The organism is Marinomonas phycocola (assembly GCF_047525455.1).
Lineage (GTDB): Bacteria > Pseudomonadota > Gammaproteobacteria > Pseudomonadales > Marinomonadaceae > Marinomonas.
In genome coordinates this window covers 1-18,643 of sequence record NZ_JBLIXL010000031.1, presented here as the reverse complement: position 1 = coordinate 18,643, position 18,643 = coordinate 1, and the positions used below count along the sequence as shown (strand labels likewise).

Sequence of the window (18,643 nt, the reverse complement as noted above, 5' to 3'; positions counted from 1 at the left end):
ATTTATGCATCCTTTTTTAATTATGCATTTTCATTAAAGCCGAGCAAAGTAGCGCACACATTATGTTTCAACAGGTGATTCTTTTAGTAAACGCGTGTGCTTTGGATTAAAGGTTTTTACACCATCCATATCAAAATCAATAATAATCATTTTACTGCCTTTTTGATCTTGAGTAAGCACTACGCCACTGCCAAACTTTTCATGCCTGACACGGTCCCCTGCTTGCAAGGTACGTACTTCTTTAATCGTATTCTTAAATTGAGGCGGATTTTGGAATTCAGCAACCGTAACGTATCGCTGAATCGCTTGAGGATGATCCAACACCAATGGTTGACCCGCTTTCGTTGATGCTTTGTTTAGAGCGCCGTATTCATTATCGACGATGCTCTGTACGATAAGTGGATAAGATTCAAATATAAAGCGTGATAACCCTTCCGTCGATTTCTTTTTATCCTGAACACTGCCATTTAAAAGCTGTTTACTTTCGAGTTTATTGGGTTGATGTAAAAACACCAAACGCCGCTTTGCCCTCGTAATACCCACATAAAAAAGCCGCCTTTCTGCTTCAATTTGAGATGAATCAACGTCTTTTTCATAATATGGAAAGCGACCTTCTTGTAAACCCGTCATAATGACCTGACCGAACTCAAGTCCTTTAGATTTATGGATCGTCATTAAATGCACTCCACTTTTATGGTCACTTTCAGACGGCTGAGAAGACAATGTAAGCAGCTGATCCAGTATGTCATCCGCCGTGCCACCAACACCTCTCACATACGCAATAAAGGCTTCGCAGGTGGCAATTTTTTCTTTCACTTGAATGTCTTTGCTGCTTGTACTTTCGAAATAACGATAGATGCCAAGTTTTTCAATCGTATGTTGCAACCCTGCAGCAGGGTCATTTCGATACAAGGTTAAACTGCGTAACCAATCCGAACGCTGCAGTAGTTTTTTACTGCGCCAACCTTCTTGTTGGTCACTCAGCTCTTCAATAAGCTGAGGGATTAAATACGGAGACATATGACATTGCTGAGAAAAGCGGTGTCGTTCATTCGGCGAAAGAGACAAGCTAGGAACAGACAATAAATAGTCAATGTCTCTTACGTTATGAAAACGTGCTGGCGTTGTGAAACCATCAGCCATTACCGCTAAATAGGCCAACAACATGCGTATTTGGCGATTTTCTAATAGGGGTGAATCACCATGCAGATGATAAGGAACTTGCTTGTGCATCAGTGCCAGTTGAATGGGCACCATGTCACTATAAAGACGAACCAATACGGCCACATCGTTTAAGGGTTCGCCAGATTGCAGCCAGTGTTTTAACTCTGATAGTAGTGCTTGCCCTGTTTTGTCGCTTTTCGCAAACGCAAACTCCGTCCCTTTACCCGCACCAATCACCAAGTTTTCAGCACGGTTACGATGAATCACACTCGACGCCATCAAGCCGATTTGATGCCCAAAACGAAAGCTTTGGCTGAGCGCGTATTTTGATACATGGCCAACATCATTTGCATTTTTCACCGTCGTTTCAGAAATTTCCTTCATGACTGGCAGATTAAAATCGTCATCAAATTCAGTTTCCATGATAAATGGATTGGCACCTCGCCATTCATAAATACATTGTTGAACATCTCCAACAATCATCCATTTACTGCTTGAATATAGGTTTTTTAACAATCGATATTGACAGGGGTTAATGTCTTGAAACTCATCAACCAACAAGTAGTCATAATGAGGAACTAAGCCTTGAATTAGGATATTCTCCGCCAGTTGATCCTGCTCGATTTTCATCAGTGGATCTAAAGTAAGATCGGAAAAAAAGCGTTGATTACGACATTGTCGATTTTTTTCAATCACATTATACAAATCAGGAAAAAACGCTCTATCTGAGTTAAATCCAGATTCTTTATAGACTGTTTTAGCATCGTCCGCAGCGGCTTTCACATGCTCAATAAACAAAAGCGCGTCTTCTAACCATTCTTTTTCATCCAGAGACGCTATTTTTTTACCTTGCTTGGTAAGCTGCTGCATACCCTCTCGAATCAGCTTAACCAATGAAAAATCATCCGTGATCAATTCAGATTTTGGTAGCAATGCAGTTTGCTCCATACGGCGGCATAACTTCAAACCAAAACTGTGAAATGTCATCACATCCGGCACTTGAAAGTAGCCACGCTCGCTCAAATAGCCTTTCAATCGTTGTAAAAATTCTTCTTGGGCGCTTTTATTAAACATAAACACGCCTATTTTTTGAATAGGTACACCCTGTTGTAACAAGTACTCAATTCGAGCGATGAGTGTGGTTGTCTTGCCCGCTCCAGCAACCGCGACGACTTTTGCATGGGCGTCAATATTATGCTGAATAACACCTTGTTGCTCATCGGTAAAAAGCATTGTATTACTTATCCTCAAAAAGACGGCCTATTTCACGAAATGCCAAATGCTCTTTCCCTGCTATTTTCGCAATGGATTCCCCACAAATAACCAGACGGCGTTGCAAACGAGCAAATAAAATGCCGTTTGTGCGCGCAATTAATGGTTGAGCGCTGTTTTCCACATCGTCATCCATCAGGTCAACCACTTCACCAATCATCTCCCCTTCTTCAACACGATCGCCTATATTTTTGTGATAACACACAATTCCGGCACAAGGGGCTTTGACTAAATCCATCGCATCCAAGGGAAAATACTCTAGCTCAGACTCAGGTGGCGTAACAGGGGCACCATCAACAATGTGTCGATCAATCAAATAAGCAAACAACGCCGCGGCGTCGTCTCTTGCCATTTCCTGATTGATGTCATTCTCGCCACGCAGTTCAAGCGTCAACGAACGACACCCCCATGGGACTAAGTGCGCAAAGCTTTTTTTCAGGTAGCGCCACACATCCACATTGGCTTCATCAAAGGATGCCGCGCCCGTTTCAAGCTCAGACAGCCCCACTTTGGCTTTTAAATGCACCAATAGTGGTTCAAAATGCGATTCAAACTCTTGCGCCACATACGCATGCATACATGCTTCACCTGAACAATGAAGATCGAGCACTTCGTCAGCATCCATCGACATTAACATCAGGGTTTTTCTTAGCCCTTGCAATTCGGTCGTTTCAGGTAAATTCATTACCTCTTCCATAATGGCTTTACGAACGCGTTCTACATTACGCGCTGGATCATTCTCAATATCATGACGCACACAGTGCTCTATTTTTTCTGCGATGCGTGGCCAATTACGATTAAAATTACCGCCACCATCACTGAAAGCAAACCGCCCGGGAATGTATCCATGGAAGTTTTGCGCCAAACCTATGGGGTTCGCAACAGGCACAACAATGATTTCACCAACAATCAAATCCGCTTCTTCCGCTTGTTTTAATTTTTTGATGAGTTCATTTAGCACAAGAAAACCTGGCCATTCATCGGCATGCAATCCAGCTTGCAAATAAATTTTAGGACGCGCTCCTACATTACCAAAATGATGGACTTTTATAAGCCGGCTCGTACCAAATGTTGCAGATGGCAAATTGTGTGTCATGATCTGATAAGGCATACTCGTCTCGTAAAAATTTAAATTCATCACAAAATAGATACAGTATATTCAATAATGACAGGGAACTTATTAATATAGATAAAGTCATATCTGTATTATTTTTACGGATAATACTAAAAATAACATTGAGTTACTTTATTTGAATGCACATTTTAACGCAAAACCTAACGCAAAATGGTCCCAAATATGATTAAGAAAATACTTACTCTCTCTCTTCTTACTACCAGCTTAAGTCAGGTGCATGCCAGTGATTGGCAAACAACATTAAATGAAGCAAAAGGACAGACGGTCAATTTTAACGCTTGGGGCGGTGCAGAAAACATCAATGATTACATAAAGTGGGCAGGCAATAACATCAAAGAGAAATACGGTGTCACTCTCAAGCACGTTAAATTAGTGGATACAGCTGATGCTATTGGTCGAGTACTGGCCGAGAAAGCGGCGGGAAACGTTGCAAACGGTTCCATTGATTTAATATGGTTGAATGGTGAAAATTTTCGTTCATTAAAAGATAATAATTTTTTATATGGCCCATTTAGCCGCGATTTACCTAATTATCGCTACATTGACGAATCGTCTAATAAAAGCTTAACGCTCGATTTTGGCACGGCTGTTGATGGGATGGAGTCGCCTTGGGGAAAAGCACAAGTTATTTTTATACACGATACAGAAACATTACCTAATCCACCAAAATCTATGGTAGGTCTATTAGCTTACGCTACTGAAAATCCAGGTCGAGTCACCTACCCAGAGCCACCGCAATTTCTTGGAACAACATTTTTAAAACAAGCACTGTATGAATTAATCGAGGATAAAGACGCACTGGCAAACCCCGTTGATCGTGTGGACTTCAATAAATTAACGCAACCTCTTTGGTTATTCTTAAATAAGTTACATCCTGTTGCTTGGCGAAGTGGCACCACCTTCCCTAGCAGCTCTGAAGAAATGATTCGTCTTTTAGACGATCAAGAAATTGACATTGCATTTAGCTTTGATACTTCCGCTGCGTCCGTACAAATAAATAAGGGCAACCTTTCAGAAAGCGTTCGTTCTTACATTTTTGATCAAGGCACTATTAGTAATACTCACTTTTTAGCCATTCCATACAATGCAACTTCCACCGCAGGCGCTCAAGTTGTCGCAAACTATTTCTTGTCTCCTGAAGCGCAATTGAAGAAACTAGACAGTTCAGTGTGGGGAGATTTAACCGTATTGAGCTACGAAAAAATGGAAAAAGAGAATCAAGCTTTGTTTGACGCGCAACCCCGCGGTGTGGCCACATTAACGTTAGAAGAACTTAATAACAGTGTCCCTGAGCCTCATTCATCGTGGGTCAAAGCACTGGAAAATGAATGGCGCCTCCGCTACGCGAATTAATTGACCAAGATGCTAAATAAGAGACATTAATGAAATTAAAGCAGGTCCACTTTGCTATTGTTATTAGTATTTGTGCATTCATATTGATTGGTGTTTTTGGCATTCTTGCACCTGCTTTTCATTACCTACCCGCTATTGAGGCGCATGTCTTATCTCTTTCGCCTTGGTATGCGCTCTTTGATACGCCAGAGTTTCTCAGCAGCATTAGGTTAACGCTGATTAGCGGATTAGCCGCCACCATTATTTCGTTTATGGTAGCCTTTTCTGTTGTCGCGGCATTTTATCAAAGTTGGATTTTGCGTCTCTTCCAAAAAAGCCTAGCGCCTATTTTAGCCGTGCCTCATGCGGCCATTGCTATCGGTTTACTCTTTTTGTTAAGCCCAAGTGGGTGGCTAATTCGACTGTTTACCACTTTTGATCGCCCCCCCAATTGGATCACAGTACAAGACCCTTACACTCTATCGCTAATACTTGCATTAGTGATCAAAGAAACACCCTATTTGATTTTTGTAATGTTAGCTTGCTTACACCAAGTGAAAGCCGATGAATCACTCAATATCGGTAGAAGCATGGGCTATCATTCCTCTACTGTATGGCAAAAAATACTGCTTCCCGCTATGTATCCTTTAATCCGTCTACCCATCTTTATTGTGTTGGCCTTTAGCTTAACCGTAGTGGATTTAGCGCTTATTATTGGGCCAAATACACCTTCTACCTTTGCGGTAACGGTATTTCGCTGGTTTAAAGATGCAGATTTAAATGAACGATTTGTTGCATCGTCTGGTGCTGTTTTATTAATGCTATTGGTGTTTGTCGTTTTCTTACTGTGGGAATGCACGTACAGACTCATCGTTCGATTCACCAAGCAAACACGCATTCAAGGCATAAGACAATCCTTCATAAGCAGGCTTTATCCGTGGATAGGATCCTTGTATTTTGTGCTGCTGCTTTTCGTCAGCTTAGCAGGGGTGATCTTATTCATTTGGTCTTTTGCTAAACGATGGCGTTTTCCAGACGTTCTTCCTAGCACATGGTCACTCGCTAACCTTGAGCGCAATGGTTCACTGTTATTTGAGCTTAGTTGGAATACGTTATCAGTAGGCATTGTCAGTGCGTTACTGGCGCTTGTAATCAGCATTATTTTGTTGGAAGTAAAAAGAGCCCAATCTATCAAGACTACTTTTTTTGATCGTTTAATTTACGTGCCTATTTTATTGCCACAAGTGGGTTTTTTATTCGGGATTCAAATCTTTTTTATTCGCATTGATTTTAGTGGCCACCTTCCTGCGGTGATCACACTGCATTTATTTTATGTTTTGCCCTACGTCTATTTAACCTTGCACAGCGCTTACTTAGCGTACAATCAAAATTATTTTATTCAAGCGTGCGCGCTCACTCAAAAGCCAGTCAAATCTTTCTTTCAAATTAAACTGGCGATGTTAAAAGCTCCTATCTTTAGCGCCTTTGCCATTGGTTTTTCCGTCAGTATTGCCCAATACTTACCGACTCTTATCGCGGGCAATGGCTTAATCAGCACACTCACAACCGAAGCGGTGACATTGGCCTCGTCAGGTGAGCGTAAAATTGTGAGTTTACTCGCACTCATGCAATCCATTTTTCCGTTGATTGTGTTTATGTTAGCCATTTGGCTACCGAAAGTATGGACGCCGGCCCGGATAAAATGTAAACAATGGTTTGCTAGGCTTTCTTTGACCTTCTCTTTTCACTCTATTGAAAAACGATAACCCAGTATGCTAACTCTTTCAAACGTAACCATTCAACTTGCAGAAAAATACCTCTTTCAAGACTTCAATGCATCAATTCAAGCAGGGGAAGTACTCAGTATTATGGGCCCCAGTGGTTGCGGTAAATCAACGCTATTGGATTACCTATCAGGCTCTTTATCTCCGGCATTTCAATCTTCGGGGAAATTGCTACTACATGATAAAGAACTCAATATGCTGCCAATCGAAAAACGTAGAGTGGGTATCCTGTATCAAGAGTCTTTATTATTTCCACACCTTACCAATCTTGAAAATTTAATATTCGCCATACCAGAAACAATAACAGGCAAACAACGGCAAGAGCTGGCTTTACACAAATTGTCAGAATTTAACCTTGCAGATAAAGCCCACTCTTTGCCCAATGCATTATCAGGTGGGCAAAAAGCTCGCATCGCCTTATTAAGAACCTTGCTATCAGAACCTCAATACCTGTTATTAGATGAGCCGTTTGGTAAGTTAGACGCAACATTAAGAGGCAATGTAAGAGAGTTTGTATTGGAACAGATTCAAACAACACAATTACCTACTTTACTGGTCACCCATGATGCAGAGGACACTGATGCGATGGGAAGCAACACCATACATTTATCACTTACTTAAACCGATGGTTGAGTGACCTTGTCACCTTCCTTTTGTGCAGGACATGAAACACAATCACAATAGTATTAGCTCTATAAATCGATCTGGTATTTAATTCTGCTTTTATTTTTACTCGTTCAAATACGCATTTCAAATAAGGTTTTTATGATTATTCAACAGCATTATAGTGATTTAACGACGCCAACCGGGTTAATGCGTTGCTCTGTATACCGCCCTCAAGCTGAAGGCCGTTATCCATGTGTTATTTTTTATTCTGAAATTTTCCAAATAACCGACCCAATAAGCCGCACCGCAAGCATTATGGCAGGCCATGGTTTCGTTGTTGTGGTTCCCGAAGTATTCCACGAACTTAATCCTATCGGCACAGTACTCGGCTATGATGATGCAGGCAAAGACAAAGGCAACGCGGATAAATTTGAAAAGACATTAGAGGCTCATGACTCAGACACACAAAGCATGATCGATCACTTTGCGACTCAAGACTATTGTAATGGCAATTTTGGCGCGATGGGTGTGTGTATTGGTGGTCATTTAGCTTATCGTGCGGCACTCAATCCGATTATCAAATCCGCATTTTGTTTATACGCGACTGATATTCATTCTAATACATTGCCTTGTGAAGACGGTAATGATTCATTCAGCCGAACAAAAGACATTCAAGGTGAGATCGTTTGCGTTTGGGGTAAGCAAGATCCTCATGTTCCTACCACTGGGCGTCAAAAAATCTATCAAGAACTTATCGATACTGACCGTAATTTTTCATGGCATGAATTGAATGCGCAACATGCGTTTATGCGAGATGGAGGAGACAGGTACGACCCTGCATTGGCTCTAGAATGCTATCGTCTGGCAGTTGCTCTCTTTTCGAGAACACTTACCAATTAGCTGATTGTGCATTCATATCTTAAGTAATCATCTGAATTTACAATGAATTACTGCAAAAAATGACGAATACTTGCTTGGCTTATTCGTCATTTTGAACCCATCATCACTGTTTATTTACAAAACAAGCGCTATTAAGATCGATAGATTGGCGTTACTGTTGTTTCCCCTAATTCACTTGAGATCCACACCTCACCATCTTGTATCGTAATGTTTAATTGCATAGAACGTTGACACAATTGCTCCATGAAAGCCACTTGGTTTTCAGGAAACTGTAAGACAGACAAATTGGAGAAACGTTTCATTTTGCCTTTATTCTGGTCCCACCAAATATCGCTTTTATCGTTATAATTTACGATCACTACTTTTTGCCCACGACCACATGCTTTACGTAGACGTTTTTCATCCGGTTGACCGAGATCGATCCACAATAAAATTTCATCGGATAAGTTTTTTTGCCATAGATCAGGCTCATCGTCGGTACTCAATCCTTTGGTAAAACCAAGCTGTTCATGTCCTTCTTTTTGATCCACCAATAAAGCAAAGGTCAATAAACGGACCATTAAACGTTCTTCATTTTCTGATGGGTGCAATGCCACGGTCAAATCGTACCCTGCATAATGATTGCGATCTATATCGGTTACTTGGATATTCGCTTTGTACACTGTTGCCTTAATTGCCATGTCGCTTTCTGCTCCGTGATGTAATCGCCGTTTTACAATGAGGTGTCACGCGGGTCGCGAAAAAACAACCTGTATCATCAATAATTTCTTATATTTGAAAAATATTACCTCTTTTCCTGTCTGTTTTATGGAAAATAAAAGCGGACAAAAATTCAAGGGGCTAAAATACTAAAAGATGGAAAATAAAAACACTTATATTTAACTTTTTTACTGTAATGAATTGACATAAAAATCAAAATCAGGCCAAATACAAATGCGCTATATGCTTATAGCGTTTCATCTTTTTAATTTAGTACGTTCTGGAGGTAGGCAATGACATATCAAATGCATCAATTCGCACTGACCTCTATGAATTTAAATTTAACCAACCGCTGTTCCAAGCAGGTATTGGTTAAGTCTGCGTACTAGATTTTTTCTTGGCCGCGGATCAATGCGGCGTCTGTATTTTTTACGAATTCCTTTTTGATCCCGTCCTACTATAACATTGGAGAGATCATATGATTTTTATCGCATTATTAAACTCAGTAAAACAATATTTCGTTAGCAAACACACTGAACAGTCTTTAAAAAGTTTAGATGCGCACAGTTTGAGAGACATTGGATTTTATCAAGACAATGGTCGCATTCGTCCATTGTCTGGCACACAACCCGATCAATCAAACTTAGCAATTCATCCAAGTAAGCCTAAAGCGCAACCCAGTGATGGATAGCGAAAGCCGATTGGGATTCATCTCAATCGGCTAATCTTTCAGCCAACTTGTGTTGGCACCTTGCTGGATTAAACAGATACAATCAATGCTGTAATCCAGCAAGCCTTTCCTATTTATGCAAAACACATCCAATCAACCAGTAAAAGCATACTTTTCTTAATCTTTAAAATAAGTGATCGTAAAACGTTTCGCTCTCGTATGTATTAATAATCATCATAAATCGAGAGACACTATGTTTTCTATTTTTAAACCAAACCCTATCAAGAAATTGAAAAAACTTCATGACGTAAAACTTGAGCAAGCAATGCAAGCTCAAAGAAAAGGTGATATAAGAGGTTACTCACAATTAACATTTGAGGCAGATGAAATACACAAAGAAATTTTAGCTTTAGAAGAGAAAAATCAAAATAAATAGTACAACTTTTTTCCTCTGATCTACTTCATATTGATAGGAAAGCGTTCTTATTGACACCTGTTTGAGTTTTTGAAAATACAAGTTCATCTACATTAATAATCGCTAGACTCGAATTATTCGTCTAAGTAGTATGCAGTATTGTCATTCAATCAGGTTAAAGTATGTCTTTTTCATTCAGCGGTGCCAAGAACGTTAACTATCACCCATTTGATAATGAGTCTTCCTCCGAGCCCGTACTGCTGGTTGAAGAAGTGCCTTTAGCCATAACAGTCAACGGCATTACTCATGCCGTTATGATGGTAACACCAGTTCATTTAGACAATTTTGTACTGGGTTTTATGTTAAGTGAAGGCATTATTAACCATGCATCCGAAGTACGAGACTTAGACCTTCAACATATTGAAAGCAACAGCACCGACTCAAACATTGCGAGCTTAAGCATTAATGTGGAATTAAGCCCTCGGAAGTTAGCTCAATTCAAACAGACTAGAAAAGCTCGGTTAGGTGCTACAGGCTGTGGGTTATGTGGCATAGAATCCATTGATCATGCATTACCTGAAATAGGTGTCCTTCCAAGAAGTTCTCCTATAGGCCACCACATACTGTTAAATTTAAGAGGAACGCTTTTCTTTCATCAAACACTGGGAAAAGAAACAGGCGCCATTCATGCCGCCTTGCTACTCTCAAAGCAAGGTGAACCTATTATCTGCATGGAAGACATCGGTCGTCATAATGCACTGGACAAAGTGATTGGTTATGCGCTTACTCATCACATAAACTTACACGATCACAGTGTTTTGATGTCCAGTCGATGCAGCACGGAGCTCATTCAAAAAGCGGTACGAGCGGGGTTATCTCGATTAATTCATTTAGCATCACCTAGCACTCTCGCTGTTGCACTCGCTAAACGGACCAACTTAACACTGATACATCTACCCAAGAAAGATGCACCTCGAACATTCTCTTCGTCTGAATGATTTGAACAGACATGAGAATTCTTAATAATTGAATTCAACATGTTATTAGTTGCCGCTATCAGACCGTCACTTCTCACACTATTCAAAGATCTCAATAAGTCTATTTCAAATTGGCTTTCGCTTCCGCAAGCGTTAAAAAGCGTTTGTGTATTGTTCGTGTTATAAGCCAAACGCCACCAATCACCAACGGCACAGTTGCACCAATAACAAGACTTTTATCAAATTGCACTCCCTTGTCATACACTGCTTCAACAAGAAACTTAATCAGGCCAACACTGTAGTAACTAATAGCCGCAACAGAAAGCCCTTCAACGGTATGTTGCATCGCAAGCTGAATCTCTGAACGACGATTCATAGAGGATAAGACATCTTGGTTTTGTGATTCTATAGACATCTCAACACGTGTTCTCATCATATCAGAGACACGATCAATTCGAAGCGATAGGTTTTCTAAATGCTCCCCTGTTGTTTTACAGGTTCTGACGGCAGGCTCTAAACGACGAGTCATAAATTCTGTCATGGTTAAATGACCAGAAACTTCATCTTCTTTCAATTCAGACAATCGAGTTATAACCAACTCTTGATAGGCCATTGTCGCACTAAACCTAAACGTTGTTCTTGCTCTTGCCGCTTCGACCCAAGCAGCCATGTCAATTAATTCACATAGTATGGCTTGCTCATCCAGTTTTTCTTTAGACTCGGACAATCTCGCCGTTGTATCGGCCAACTGATCATCCATTTTTGCAAGTTGAGAGCTGTATTTTCGAGCAAGCGTAAGAGATAACAGAGCCATAAGTCGATAGGTTTCTATTTCTACTATTCGTTTCACCATTCGCCCTAATTGGCTATCACTCATGTTCTTATTATAAATTAAAAAACGGCCACAACCGTCACTGTGTATTTGGAAACTTGTCCATACTTGGGCATCCCCATGCTGTGGACGGCTGCCAATTAAACGCATGTTCTCAAAACGGCTTTTTGCCACACTTAAATCTGGCTCAACTTGGTTACGGGCGTCTTCAACAGCTACATGAAAAGCGGCAATGACAGTACCTGGCAATGACGATAGCCAATCATTTGGTAAATATTTGAATGCGTTTTCTTTAAACGGATCTGCATCGACATCAACGTCAGACAAAATAAAAGTATAAGAGATAAATTCATTGTGTTTTTCTCGACGAATGCGTAGCTGCTCACAATCAATATCAATACACACACCATCTTCTTGAGGCGGTGTGAGGTTTTTGAGGAGAAAGAGGTTACAAAAGTGGTCAAAGTCTTGAGTTTTTTCCAATTGGTTAGACATAACCGCTAAGTAACTTACTCTAGATGGACTCATCAATACCTGAAAAGGTCGAGAGTGCAGTTCAGCATAGAGCTCATCCCGCATTGGATGAACATTAAGACCATAAGAGTTATTAATTTTGTCCACTCTACCACCTAAAAATTTCAATGTTTGTATGTACAACTTTTACTTTCTCAACATGGTCACTTTAGGGAGTGAACATATCAAAAAGCTTATATCAGAAATTCAATTAAATCACGTTAAGCCCATTAATTCATTGAATTACGACATGATCTTTATCATCCATTTCTGCTGACAGTGCGTATGTATTAATAATAAGAGAATGTAAGGATTAAAAATGAACGAGACCATTATAGTGTTTGGCTCCAGCAGCACCATAGCTCAAGCGTATATTCAAGAATTAGATAAAAAGAATAAGCCTTTGAACCTTATTTGTATAAGTCGATCAATTAAGGCAAACAACCACTGTAAAAATGTAAGTCTAAGTCACTTTGAAACGGACTACTCTAAAGAAAGTTTGAACAGCATTATCAACCAAATCAATGTCAGACAGCCTATCCTAACTCAGGCTATTATTTTTAATGGTCAGCTCCATACACACAATAACATGCCAGAACGAAAGCTAAGCGAATTAGATCATGACCACTTTAACCATATAATGAACGTTAATGCGCTTACACCAATGATGTGCATATCAAGTCTGACGCCACTGTTGCATACTAGAAGTAAATGCACAATCACTGTACTGAGTGCCCGTGTGGGTAGCATTGAAGACAATAAGTTGGGGGGATGGTATAGCTATAGAGCGTCTAAAGCAGCGCTTAATATGATGCTTCAATCGGCCGCTATTGAAATAGCGAGAAAAGTGAAAAAGGCAAGATTCTTTTCATTTCATCCAGGGACGACAGAAACAGAACTGTCAAAACCTTTTCGAAAAAACATCCCTCAAGGAAAGCTCTTTAGCCCTGAATTTGTTGCTAAACAGCTTCTACACATTACTCAAAGTACCTTTGAAAGTTACCCTATTGGAGAAGCCATTTTTTTAGATTGGGAAGGAAAAAAAATACCTTGGTGATCACCGCGAATTCTAATATTTGAAATGTATGCTACGCAGCACTGTAAGACAGTTGTTCCACTTTCTGCTCTAGATAATGCTGTTTCATAATGTCTCTTGTTGAGCGAACACACTTACCACAACAGCTGCCTACTGACAGAGATTTATTTAGATCAGACATTGTTTTAGCACCTTCATCAAGTGCATTTTTGATCTGTCTATCCGTGACAGCATTACAAATACAAATGTACATGGAATCAAACCTATATGAGAGCGTAATTAATAATGATTCTTGAATACATCGATAATAATTCTCATCCTCTTTTATTTCAAGCTTATTTAACAATATATTGATAGTCACTGATTGAGCGCTTTATTTAAGTACACAATTTACTGCCAAATTTCTCTTTAAATAAGTCCACTTCTCCTATAAGGTTTTGCTTAACGTAATTAAGGAGCGTCTTATGAAAGGTGACCCACTAGTCTTAAAGATACTGAATAAAGTATTAACCTCTGAACTAACATCAATCAATCAGTTCTTTTTACATGCTCGTATGTACAAGCATTGGGGCTTAATGGAGCTGAATGAAAAAGCGTATAAAAAATCCATCAAAGACATGAAACAATCCGATGACCTTATTGAGCGCATTTTATTCCTTGAAGGACTTCCTAACCTTCAACATTTAGACAGATTAAGAATCGGTGAAGATACTCAAGAAATGCTCCAATGTGATTTGGATTTTGAAAGCGACCAACTCGTACTATTACGTGAAGCAATTGATTTATGTGAACAACAAGCCGATTATGTAAGCCGAGACCTTCTTGAGAAAATCCTTGAGGCAGAAGAATCGCACTTAGATTGGATTGAAGCACAACAGTATCTCATCAGCCAAACCGGCATTGAAAATTACTTACAAAGCAAACTGTAAAAAATCGAGGCGAATATGAAAGGTAATCAACGCGTCATTGACGGTCTTAACTCATTATTAGCCATGGAACTTGCGGCTATGGATCAATATTTCATCCACTCTCGGATGTATGATGACTGGGGCCTAAGCAAACTCTTCACACGTATTAACCATGAAACAGAAGACGAAAAGGGCCACGCCTCTCTTTTGATAGAAAGAATGCTCTTTCTGGAAGGCATACCGGACATGGTTACTCGTGTTGGACTAAATATCGGTTCTAATGTTAAGGAAATGATTGAAAGCGATTTACGCATTGAGTACGAAGTAGGTAATCAACTTAAAGCGGTTATTAAAATTTGCGAAGAAGAACAAGATTACCAATCAAGAGAAATTTTAGAAAAGCTACTTGAAGATACTGAAGTTGATCATGCCCATTGGCTAGAGCAACAACTTCGTTTAATCAAAATGCTTGGCTTGCAAAATTACCTACAGTCACAAATGTAATGCGTGAGTGTAAGCTTGGCTTTTTTATATTAAAACCCAAGCATAAAAAACCTCTCTTTGCATTTTTCAAAGAGAGGTTTTTTATTGATTAGATTAAGCTCTAGCGCGCTTCAATGAGTCAGAAATCATGAAAGCTAATTCTAACGACTGATCTGCATTTAAACGTGGATCACAATGAGTATGGTAACGATTGCCTAAATCCGCTTCCGTTACCTCAAATGCACCACCAACACACTCAGTCACATTTTGACCTGTCATTTCAAAGTGCACGCCACCTGCATACGTTCCTTCAGATTTATGAACCTGAAAGAACTGCTCTACTTCTCGAAGAACACTGTTTACACTCCTAGTTTTATAACCCGTTGATGCTTTTGTTGTATTGCCGTGCATTGGGTCACTGCTCCATACAACATTTTTACCTTCTCTTTGAATTGCCTGAATCAGTTTTGGCATCCCTTCCGCTACCTTATCTGCGCCCATACGAACAATGATGTTCAAACGTCCTGGTTCATTTTCAGGGTTTAACGTGTCAGCAAGGCGAATCAAATCTTCAGGGTCCATCGTTGGGCCAGCTTTAACGCCGATAGGGTTTTTTACACCTCTTAAAAATTCAACATGAGCACCGTCTAATTGACGAGTACGATCACCAATCCACAACATATGAGCAGAGCAATCATACCAATCACTTGTCATACTGTCTTGACGAGTTAAGCTTTGCTCATAAGGTAATAATAGCGCTTCATGTGATGTATAAAATTCAGTCTCTTTTAATTGGTTTACACCCGGCCCAACACCGCAAGCATCCATAAACTGTAATGCATCATCTATTTTACTTGCGATATCTTCATAACGCTCACCTGCTGGGCTGTTTGCAATAAAATCCAAATTCCATTTATGGACTTGATGCAGATCTGCAAAACCACCTTGAGAAAAAGCACGCAACAAATTCATAGTAGAAGTACTTTGATTGTATACTTGCAACAGTCTTTCTGGATCAGGAATACGTGCTTCTTTGCTAAATTCAATACCATTAATAATGTCACCACGGTAACTAGGCAACTCAATACCATTAATTACTTCAGTATCCGCTGAACGAGGTTTGGCAAATTGTCCAGCCATTCGACCTACTTTTACAACAGGGCATTTACCGGCATAAGTTAAAACAGCGGCCATTTGAAGCATAACTTTAAACGTGTCACGAATATTATTGGCATGAAACTCTGCAAAACTCTCAGCGCAATCACCGCCTTGCAATAAAAATGACTCGCCTTTTGAAACAGAAGCCAATTCCGATTTTAACTGTCGCGCTTCACCAGCAAAAACAAGAGGAGGTACATTCGTCAGCATGGCTTCAACTTTACGTAATTTCTCCATGTCTGGATAATTTGGCTGCTGTAGCGCTTCTTTTTTTCTCCAACTTGCAATATCCCACGTATTCATAACACTTTTACTACCTTTTCATAATTTAAATTTAGCGTGCAACTACCCACAATATTTCGGCGTCTTTTAGTGAACTAGAGACAACGGCATGTCCCATAGCCGCATCATAATACACACTGTCACCTTCGTGTAATTCAATTGGCTCATAGTACTCAGAGAAAAAATTAATCGCCCCCGACAAAACCAATAAGAACTCTTCTCCATCGTGCCTTACCCATTCTTTAAACTCGGAAAAAGATCGAGCTCGAACGATGGTTTTAAAAGGCACCATTTTTTTCCGACTGATAGTCGAATTCAACAACTCATGTTCATACGTTGCGGTAGGGTGAGAAACGCCCTTATCTTTTTTGGTCACGTCTCTTCTACCGGCAATAGAATGCTCATTGGTTTCCACAAAAAGTTGAGGAAGATCCATTTCTAAACCATGTATCAATTTTTGAACGATGGTAAAACTTGGAGAAACTTGATCATTTTCAATTTTTGATAAAGTCGAACGTGCAATTCCCGTTCTTTTACTGACTTCTTCAAGAGTCCAGCCTCTTATCAAACGAATTTCTTTTACCCTTTTACCTAACTCTAAGGGTTCAACAAAACGATCGGGGTCTGAGGCTTGAGCGGTTTCAAGAGATGGTCTACTCACCATAATATATATAACCTTAATTGCCTATCACTAATATTGAATCAGTGATGTTTATTATTCATAAGTTTACTAAAAGAAACTCTAATTACCTACATCAGCACACATATTTTATTCACTTATCGAAAAAAAGACCCGCTAATGCGGGCCTTTAGAACACTCAATCATAATATTAACCATCTGGATTAATACCACTTAGTTGATCGTGAAAGGTGCTATCGCCAGCATAATCAGCCGCTCCAGCTTTCTCGGATGAATCAGGCTTATCATTACCCTGAGCTTCACCATCCTTCGCTTGACCCTGCGATTCGAGCGCTTTAATCACGCCAGGGTCTGAAGAATCCGATGAATTGTTTTCCGTCCCCGTCAACAATTCTCCCAAAACCAATGCTTCTTTATCTTGGTCACTCTCAGGTTGCGTATCTTCATTACCTGCATTGTTGTTTTTATCACCAACTGGGAGACTCGGCTCGTTCTCTTTATTATCATCTGACTCTGGAAACAACCCTGGTTCTTTTTTCGCCAACAGACCATCGTCGCCTTCTTTCTCAGACTGCTCTTCTTTCTCAGACTGCTCTTCTTTATTGGAAGCACCCTTTTGGTCTTGGCTTTCAACGCCCGCCGCTGCACTAGACGTTACAGAGCCATCAGAGTCATCAGAGTCATCAGTAGACGGTGTCGCAATCTCATCATCTACCGTATCTTTTTTGAATGACTTAACTTCACTTCCTTTATTCCCATCTTTATCGACAACATCAACAACAACACTAAAGTCTCCATCAGCCAAGCTTGTAATATCAATTGAGTTCTCAAAGAATAAAAGCCCTCCTTTGTACGTTGAAGAAAGCTGATCAGAGGAGATATTAATGACGTTATTCTCACTATCTTTTATAGTAACAGACGTTACGGTACCTCCTGATTCTAAGTAAACGCCGACTAGTAGATTACCTGCTTCATCAAACTTAATGACAGCGTTATAACTCACATAAGTATCAACCGTATGAGTTGAAGAACCTGTTGTGCCGATCTTGTTACCCGCTTCATCAGAAGAGGTCACAACCGCATCGAAGTCGGTATCCTTGGCCAAGTCAGAACCTGCCACGTCAACAGACCATGTGTTATCTGATTTGACTGTTGTTGTGTAAGTCGTATCGTTGATGTTCAAGGTCACTTTATCGCCTTCTGCAATATCGTCACCGATCGCTGTACCTGTCACAGCGATCGTTGTCGCTTGATCACTTTCCGTCTCGTTGATCACGTCATCAGACGTAATCGCATTGACTGTTACAGAGTTATTGCTTGTGTCGTTGATCGTGATCGTAACGGTTTGTGTGTCGCCACTCACTGTGGTCACTGTGAACGTATCGGTCTCGGTTTGACCTGCATCCAACGCTTGTAACTCGTCCATTTCGTTATTCAGCGTATACGTCCACATGCCTTTTGCGTTAATGCTGAACGAACCGTACTTGCCTATAGCGCTTTCTTGTTCTAAGTAAACGCCGACTGCTAGATTACCTGATTCATCAAACTTAATGACAGGGTCATCACTCACATCAGTATCAACCGTATGAGTTGAAGAACCTGTTGTGTCGATCTTGTTACCCGCTTCATCTCCTGTTCCATTCTCATACGCTGCTGTGTTAGAAGCCTCAAATGCATTTCCAGCCTGATCTTCGCCTGAAACAGTGACAACAAGAAGAGAAGGGTTTGATGTCGTATTGGCTAAATCAGACCCTTTAACGGCCACTGAATATGTATATTTCCCATCATCATTTTGTGACTCTGAAACAACACCAGTGCCAATAACCTTACCATTAAG

Annotated in this window: 18 protein-coding genes; 10 read left to right on the top strand and 8 right to left on the bottom strand. The window is 40.2% G+C overall.

Features of this window, described 5'->3' with window-relative positions; translation table 11 throughout:
• Positions 1–60: 60 nt before the first annotated feature.
• Together ACMUMJ_RS15780 and ACMUMJ_RS15775 are read right to left on the bottom strand one after the other, a co-directional pair.
• Complete coding sequence (locus ACMUMJ_RS15780) at positions 61–2,397, bottom strand: ATP-dependent helicase (protein WP_414679810.1); 2,337 nt, start codon at positions 2,395–2,397, stop codon at positions 61–63.
• 4 nt (positions 2,398–2,401) lie between these two features.
• A complete protein-coding gene (locus ACMUMJ_RS15775; RefSeq protein ID WP_414679809.1) occupies positions 2,402–3,547 on the bottom strand; it encodes a succinylglutamate desuccinylase/aspartoacylase family protein in 1,146 nt (381 codons plus the stop codon).
• A 186-nt stretch (positions 3,548–3,733) separates the two neighbouring features.
• On the opposite strand from ACMUMJ_RS15775, the gene ACMUMJ_RS15770 reads away from it, so the two are divergent.
• The 4 genes from ACMUMJ_RS15770 (at position 3,734) to ACMUMJ_RS15755 (ending at position 8,193) form a co-directional block, all read left to right on the top strand.
• Positions 3,734–4,924 (top strand): ABC transporter substrate-binding protein, encoded by a 1,191-nt coding sequence (locus tag ACMUMJ_RS15770; protein WP_414679808.1) that lies wholly within the window; start codon positions 3,734–3,736, stop codon positions 4,922–4,924.
• 29 nt (positions 4,925–4,953) lie between these two features.
• A complete protein-coding gene (locus ACMUMJ_RS15765) occupies positions 4,954–6,669 on the top strand; it encodes an ABC transporter permease (protein ID WP_414679807.1) in 1,716 nt (571 codons plus the stop codon).
• A 6-nt stretch (positions 6,670–6,675) separates the two neighbouring features.
• Positions 6,676–7,308 (top strand): ABC transporter ATP-binding protein, encoded by a 633-nt coding sequence (locus tag ACMUMJ_RS15760; RefSeq protein WP_414679806.1) that lies wholly within the window; start codon positions 6,676–6,678, stop codon positions 7,306–7,308.
• Between the two features lie 144 nt (positions 7,309–7,452).
• The gene (locus tag ACMUMJ_RS15755; protein ID WP_414679805.1) at positions 7,453–8,193 is read left to right on the top strand and encodes a dienelactone hydrolase family protein; all 741 of its coding nucleotides are present in this window, start codon (positions 7,453–7,455) and stop codon (positions 8,191–8,193) included.
• A gap of 131 nt (positions 8,194–8,324) precedes the next feature.
• Here the strand turns inward: ACMUMJ_RS15755 and ACMUMJ_RS15750 are convergent, their stop codons facing one another.
• Positions 8,325–8,873 carry a YaeQ family protein gene (locus ACMUMJ_RS15750; protein ID WP_414679804.1) on the bottom strand — a complete coding sequence of 183 codons (549 nt, stop codon included), beginning with the start codon at positions 8,871–8,873 and terminating at the stop codon, positions 8,325–8,327.
• A 497-nt stretch (positions 8,874–9,370) separates the two neighbouring features.
• Between ACMUMJ_RS15750 and ACMUMJ_RS15745 the strand changes: the two genes are divergently transcribed.
• The 3 genes from ACMUMJ_RS15745 (at position 9,371) to fdhD (ending at position 10,975) form a co-directional block, all read left to right on the top strand.
• Positions 9,371–9,583 carry a hypothetical protein gene (locus ACMUMJ_RS15745; RefSeq protein ID WP_414679803.1) on the top strand — a complete coding sequence of 71 codons (213 nt, stop codon included), beginning with the start codon at positions 9,371–9,373 and terminating at the stop codon, positions 9,581–9,583.
• A gap of 232 nt (positions 9,584–9,815) precedes the next feature.
• Positions 9,816–9,998: a DUF6435 family protein gene (locus tag ACMUMJ_RS15740; protein ID WP_414679802.1), complete on the top strand. Its 183-nt coding sequence runs from the start codon at positions 9,816–9,818 to the stop codon at positions 9,996–9,998.
• 161 nt (positions 9,999–10,159) lie between these two features.
• Positions 10,160–10,975 (top strand): formate dehydrogenase accessory sulfurtransferase FdhD, encoded by an 816-nt coding sequence (fdhD, locus tag ACMUMJ_RS15735; RefSeq protein WP_414679801.1) that lies wholly within the window; start codon positions 10,160–10,162, stop codon positions 10,973–10,975.
• Positions 10,976–11,075: 100 nt separating this feature from the next.
• On the opposite strand, the gene ACMUMJ_RS15730 is transcribed toward fdhD, so the two are convergent.
• On the bottom strand, positions 11,076–12,407 hold the full coding sequence (locus ACMUMJ_RS15730) for a DUF3422 family protein (protein ID WP_414679800.1): 1,332 nt from the start codon (positions 12,405–12,407) through the stop codon (positions 11,076–11,078).
• Between the two features lie 211 nt (positions 12,408–12,618).
• Here ACMUMJ_RS15730 and ACMUMJ_RS15725 point away from each other — a divergent pair, with 211 nt between their 5' ends.
• Positions 12,619–13,356, top strand: coding sequence for an SDR family NAD(P)-dependent oxidoreductase (locus ACMUMJ_RS15725; protein WP_414679799.1), 738 nt, complete (start codon positions 12,619–12,621; stop codon positions 13,354–13,356).
• 31 nt (positions 13,357–13,387) lie between these two features.
• Here the strand turns inward: ACMUMJ_RS15725 and ACMUMJ_RS15720 are convergent, their stop codons facing one another.
• On the bottom strand, positions 13,388–13,588 hold the full coding sequence (locus tag ACMUMJ_RS15720) for a (2Fe-2S)-binding protein (RefSeq protein ID WP_414679798.1): 201 nt from the start codon (positions 13,586–13,588) through the stop codon (positions 13,388–13,390).
• A gap of 211 nt (positions 13,589–13,799) precedes the next feature.
• Here ACMUMJ_RS15720 and bfr (ACMUMJ_RS15715) point away from each other — a divergent pair, with 211 nt between their 5' ends.
• Complete coding sequence (gene bfr, locus ACMUMJ_RS15715) at positions 13,800–14,264, top strand: bacterioferritin (protein ID WP_414679797.1); 465 nt, start codon at positions 13,800–13,802, stop codon at positions 14,262–14,264.
• A gap of 15 nt (positions 14,265–14,279) precedes the next feature.
• Entirely contained in the window at positions 14,280–14,747 is a 468-nt protein-coding gene (gene bfr, locus ACMUMJ_RS15710) for a bacterioferritin (RefSeq protein WP_414679796.1), read from the top strand.
• A gap of 93 nt (positions 14,748–14,840) precedes the next feature.
• Here the strand turns inward: bfr (ACMUMJ_RS15710) and ACMUMJ_RS15705 are convergent, their stop codons facing one another.
• The 3 genes from ACMUMJ_RS15705 to ACMUMJ_RS15695 form a co-directional block, all read right to left on the bottom strand.
• Positions 14,841–16,187 (bottom strand): class II 3-deoxy-7-phosphoheptulonate synthase, encoded by a 1,347-nt coding sequence (locus tag ACMUMJ_RS15705; protein WP_414679795.1) that lies wholly within the window; start codon positions 16,185–16,187, stop codon positions 14,841–14,843.
• 31 nt (positions 16,188–16,218) lie between these two features.
• Positions 16,219–16,830 carry a helix-turn-helix domain-containing protein gene (locus ACMUMJ_RS15700; RefSeq protein WP_414679794.1) on the bottom strand — a complete coding sequence of 204 codons (612 nt, stop codon included), beginning with the start codon at positions 16,828–16,830 and terminating at the stop codon, positions 16,219–16,221.
• Positions 16,831–16,996: 166 nt separating this feature from the next.
• Positions 16,997–18,643: Ig-like domain-containing protein (locus ACMUMJ_RS15695; RefSeq protein WP_414679793.1), on the bottom strand; the 1,647-nt coding region annotated here is incomplete at its 5' end.

Excerpts from the sequence above, each read along its gene's own strand:
- ACMUMJ_RS15720 (WP_414679798.1), bottom strand. The coding sequence starts at position 13,588 with ATGTACATTTGTATTTGTAATGCTGTCACGGATAGACAGATCAAAAAT.
- ACMUMJ_RS15775 (WP_414679809.1), bottom strand. The coding sequence starts at position 3,547 with ATGCCTTATCAGATCATGACACACAATTTGCCATCTGCAACATTTGGT.
- bfr (WP_414679797.1), top strand. The coding sequence starts at position 13,800 with ATGAAAGGTGACCCACTAGTCTTAAAGATACTGAATAAAGTATTAACC.
- ACMUMJ_RS15700 (WP_414679794.1), bottom strand. The coding sequence starts at position 16,830 with ATGGTGAGTAGACCATCTCTTGAAACCGCTCAAGCCTCAGACCCCGAT.
- fdhD (WP_414679801.1), top strand. The coding sequence starts at position 10,160 with ATGTCTTTTTCATTCAGCGGTGCCAAGAACGTTAACTATCACCCATTT.
- ACMUMJ_RS15750 (WP_414679804.1), bottom strand. The coding sequence starts at position 8,873 with ATGGCAATTAAGGCAACAGTGTACAAAGCGAATATCCAAGTAACCGAT.
- ACMUMJ_RS15765 (WP_414679807.1), top strand. The coding sequence starts at position 4,954 with ATGAAATTAAAGCAGGTCCACTTTGCTATTGTTATTAGTATTTGTGCA.
- ACMUMJ_RS15770 (WP_414679808.1), top strand. The coding sequence starts at position 3,734 with ATGATTAAGAAAATACTTACTCTCTCTCTTCTTACTACCAGCTTAAGT.
- ACMUMJ_RS15745 (WP_414679803.1), top strand. The coding sequence starts at position 9,371 with ATGATTTTTATCGCATTATTAAACTCAGTAAAACAATATTTCGTTAGC.
- ACMUMJ_RS15705 (WP_414679795.1), bottom strand. The coding sequence starts at position 16,187 with ATGAATACGTGGGATATTGCAAGTTGGAGAAAAAAAGAAGCGCTACAG.
- ACMUMJ_RS15780 (WP_414679810.1), bottom strand. The coding sequence starts at position 2,397 with ATGCTTTTTACCGATGAGCAACAAGGTGTTATTCAGCATAATATTGAC.
- ACMUMJ_RS15725 (WP_414679799.1), top strand. The coding sequence starts at position 12,619 with ATGAACGAGACCATTATAGTGTTTGGCTCCAGCAGCACCATAGCTCAA.
- ACMUMJ_RS15760 (WP_414679806.1), top strand. The coding sequence starts at position 6,676 with ATGCTAACTCTTTCAAACGTAACCATTCAACTTGCAGAAAAATACCTC.
- ACMUMJ_RS15740 (WP_414679802.1), top strand. The coding sequence starts at position 9,816 with ATGTTTTCTATTTTTAAACCAAACCCTATCAAGAAATTGAAAAAACTT.
- ACMUMJ_RS15755 (WP_414679805.1), top strand. The coding sequence starts at position 7,453 with ATGATTATTCAACAGCATTATAGTGATTTAACGACGCCAACCGGGTTA.
- bfr (WP_414679796.1), top strand. The coding sequence starts at position 14,280 with ATGAAAGGTAATCAACGCGTCATTGACGGTCTTAACTCATTATTAGCC.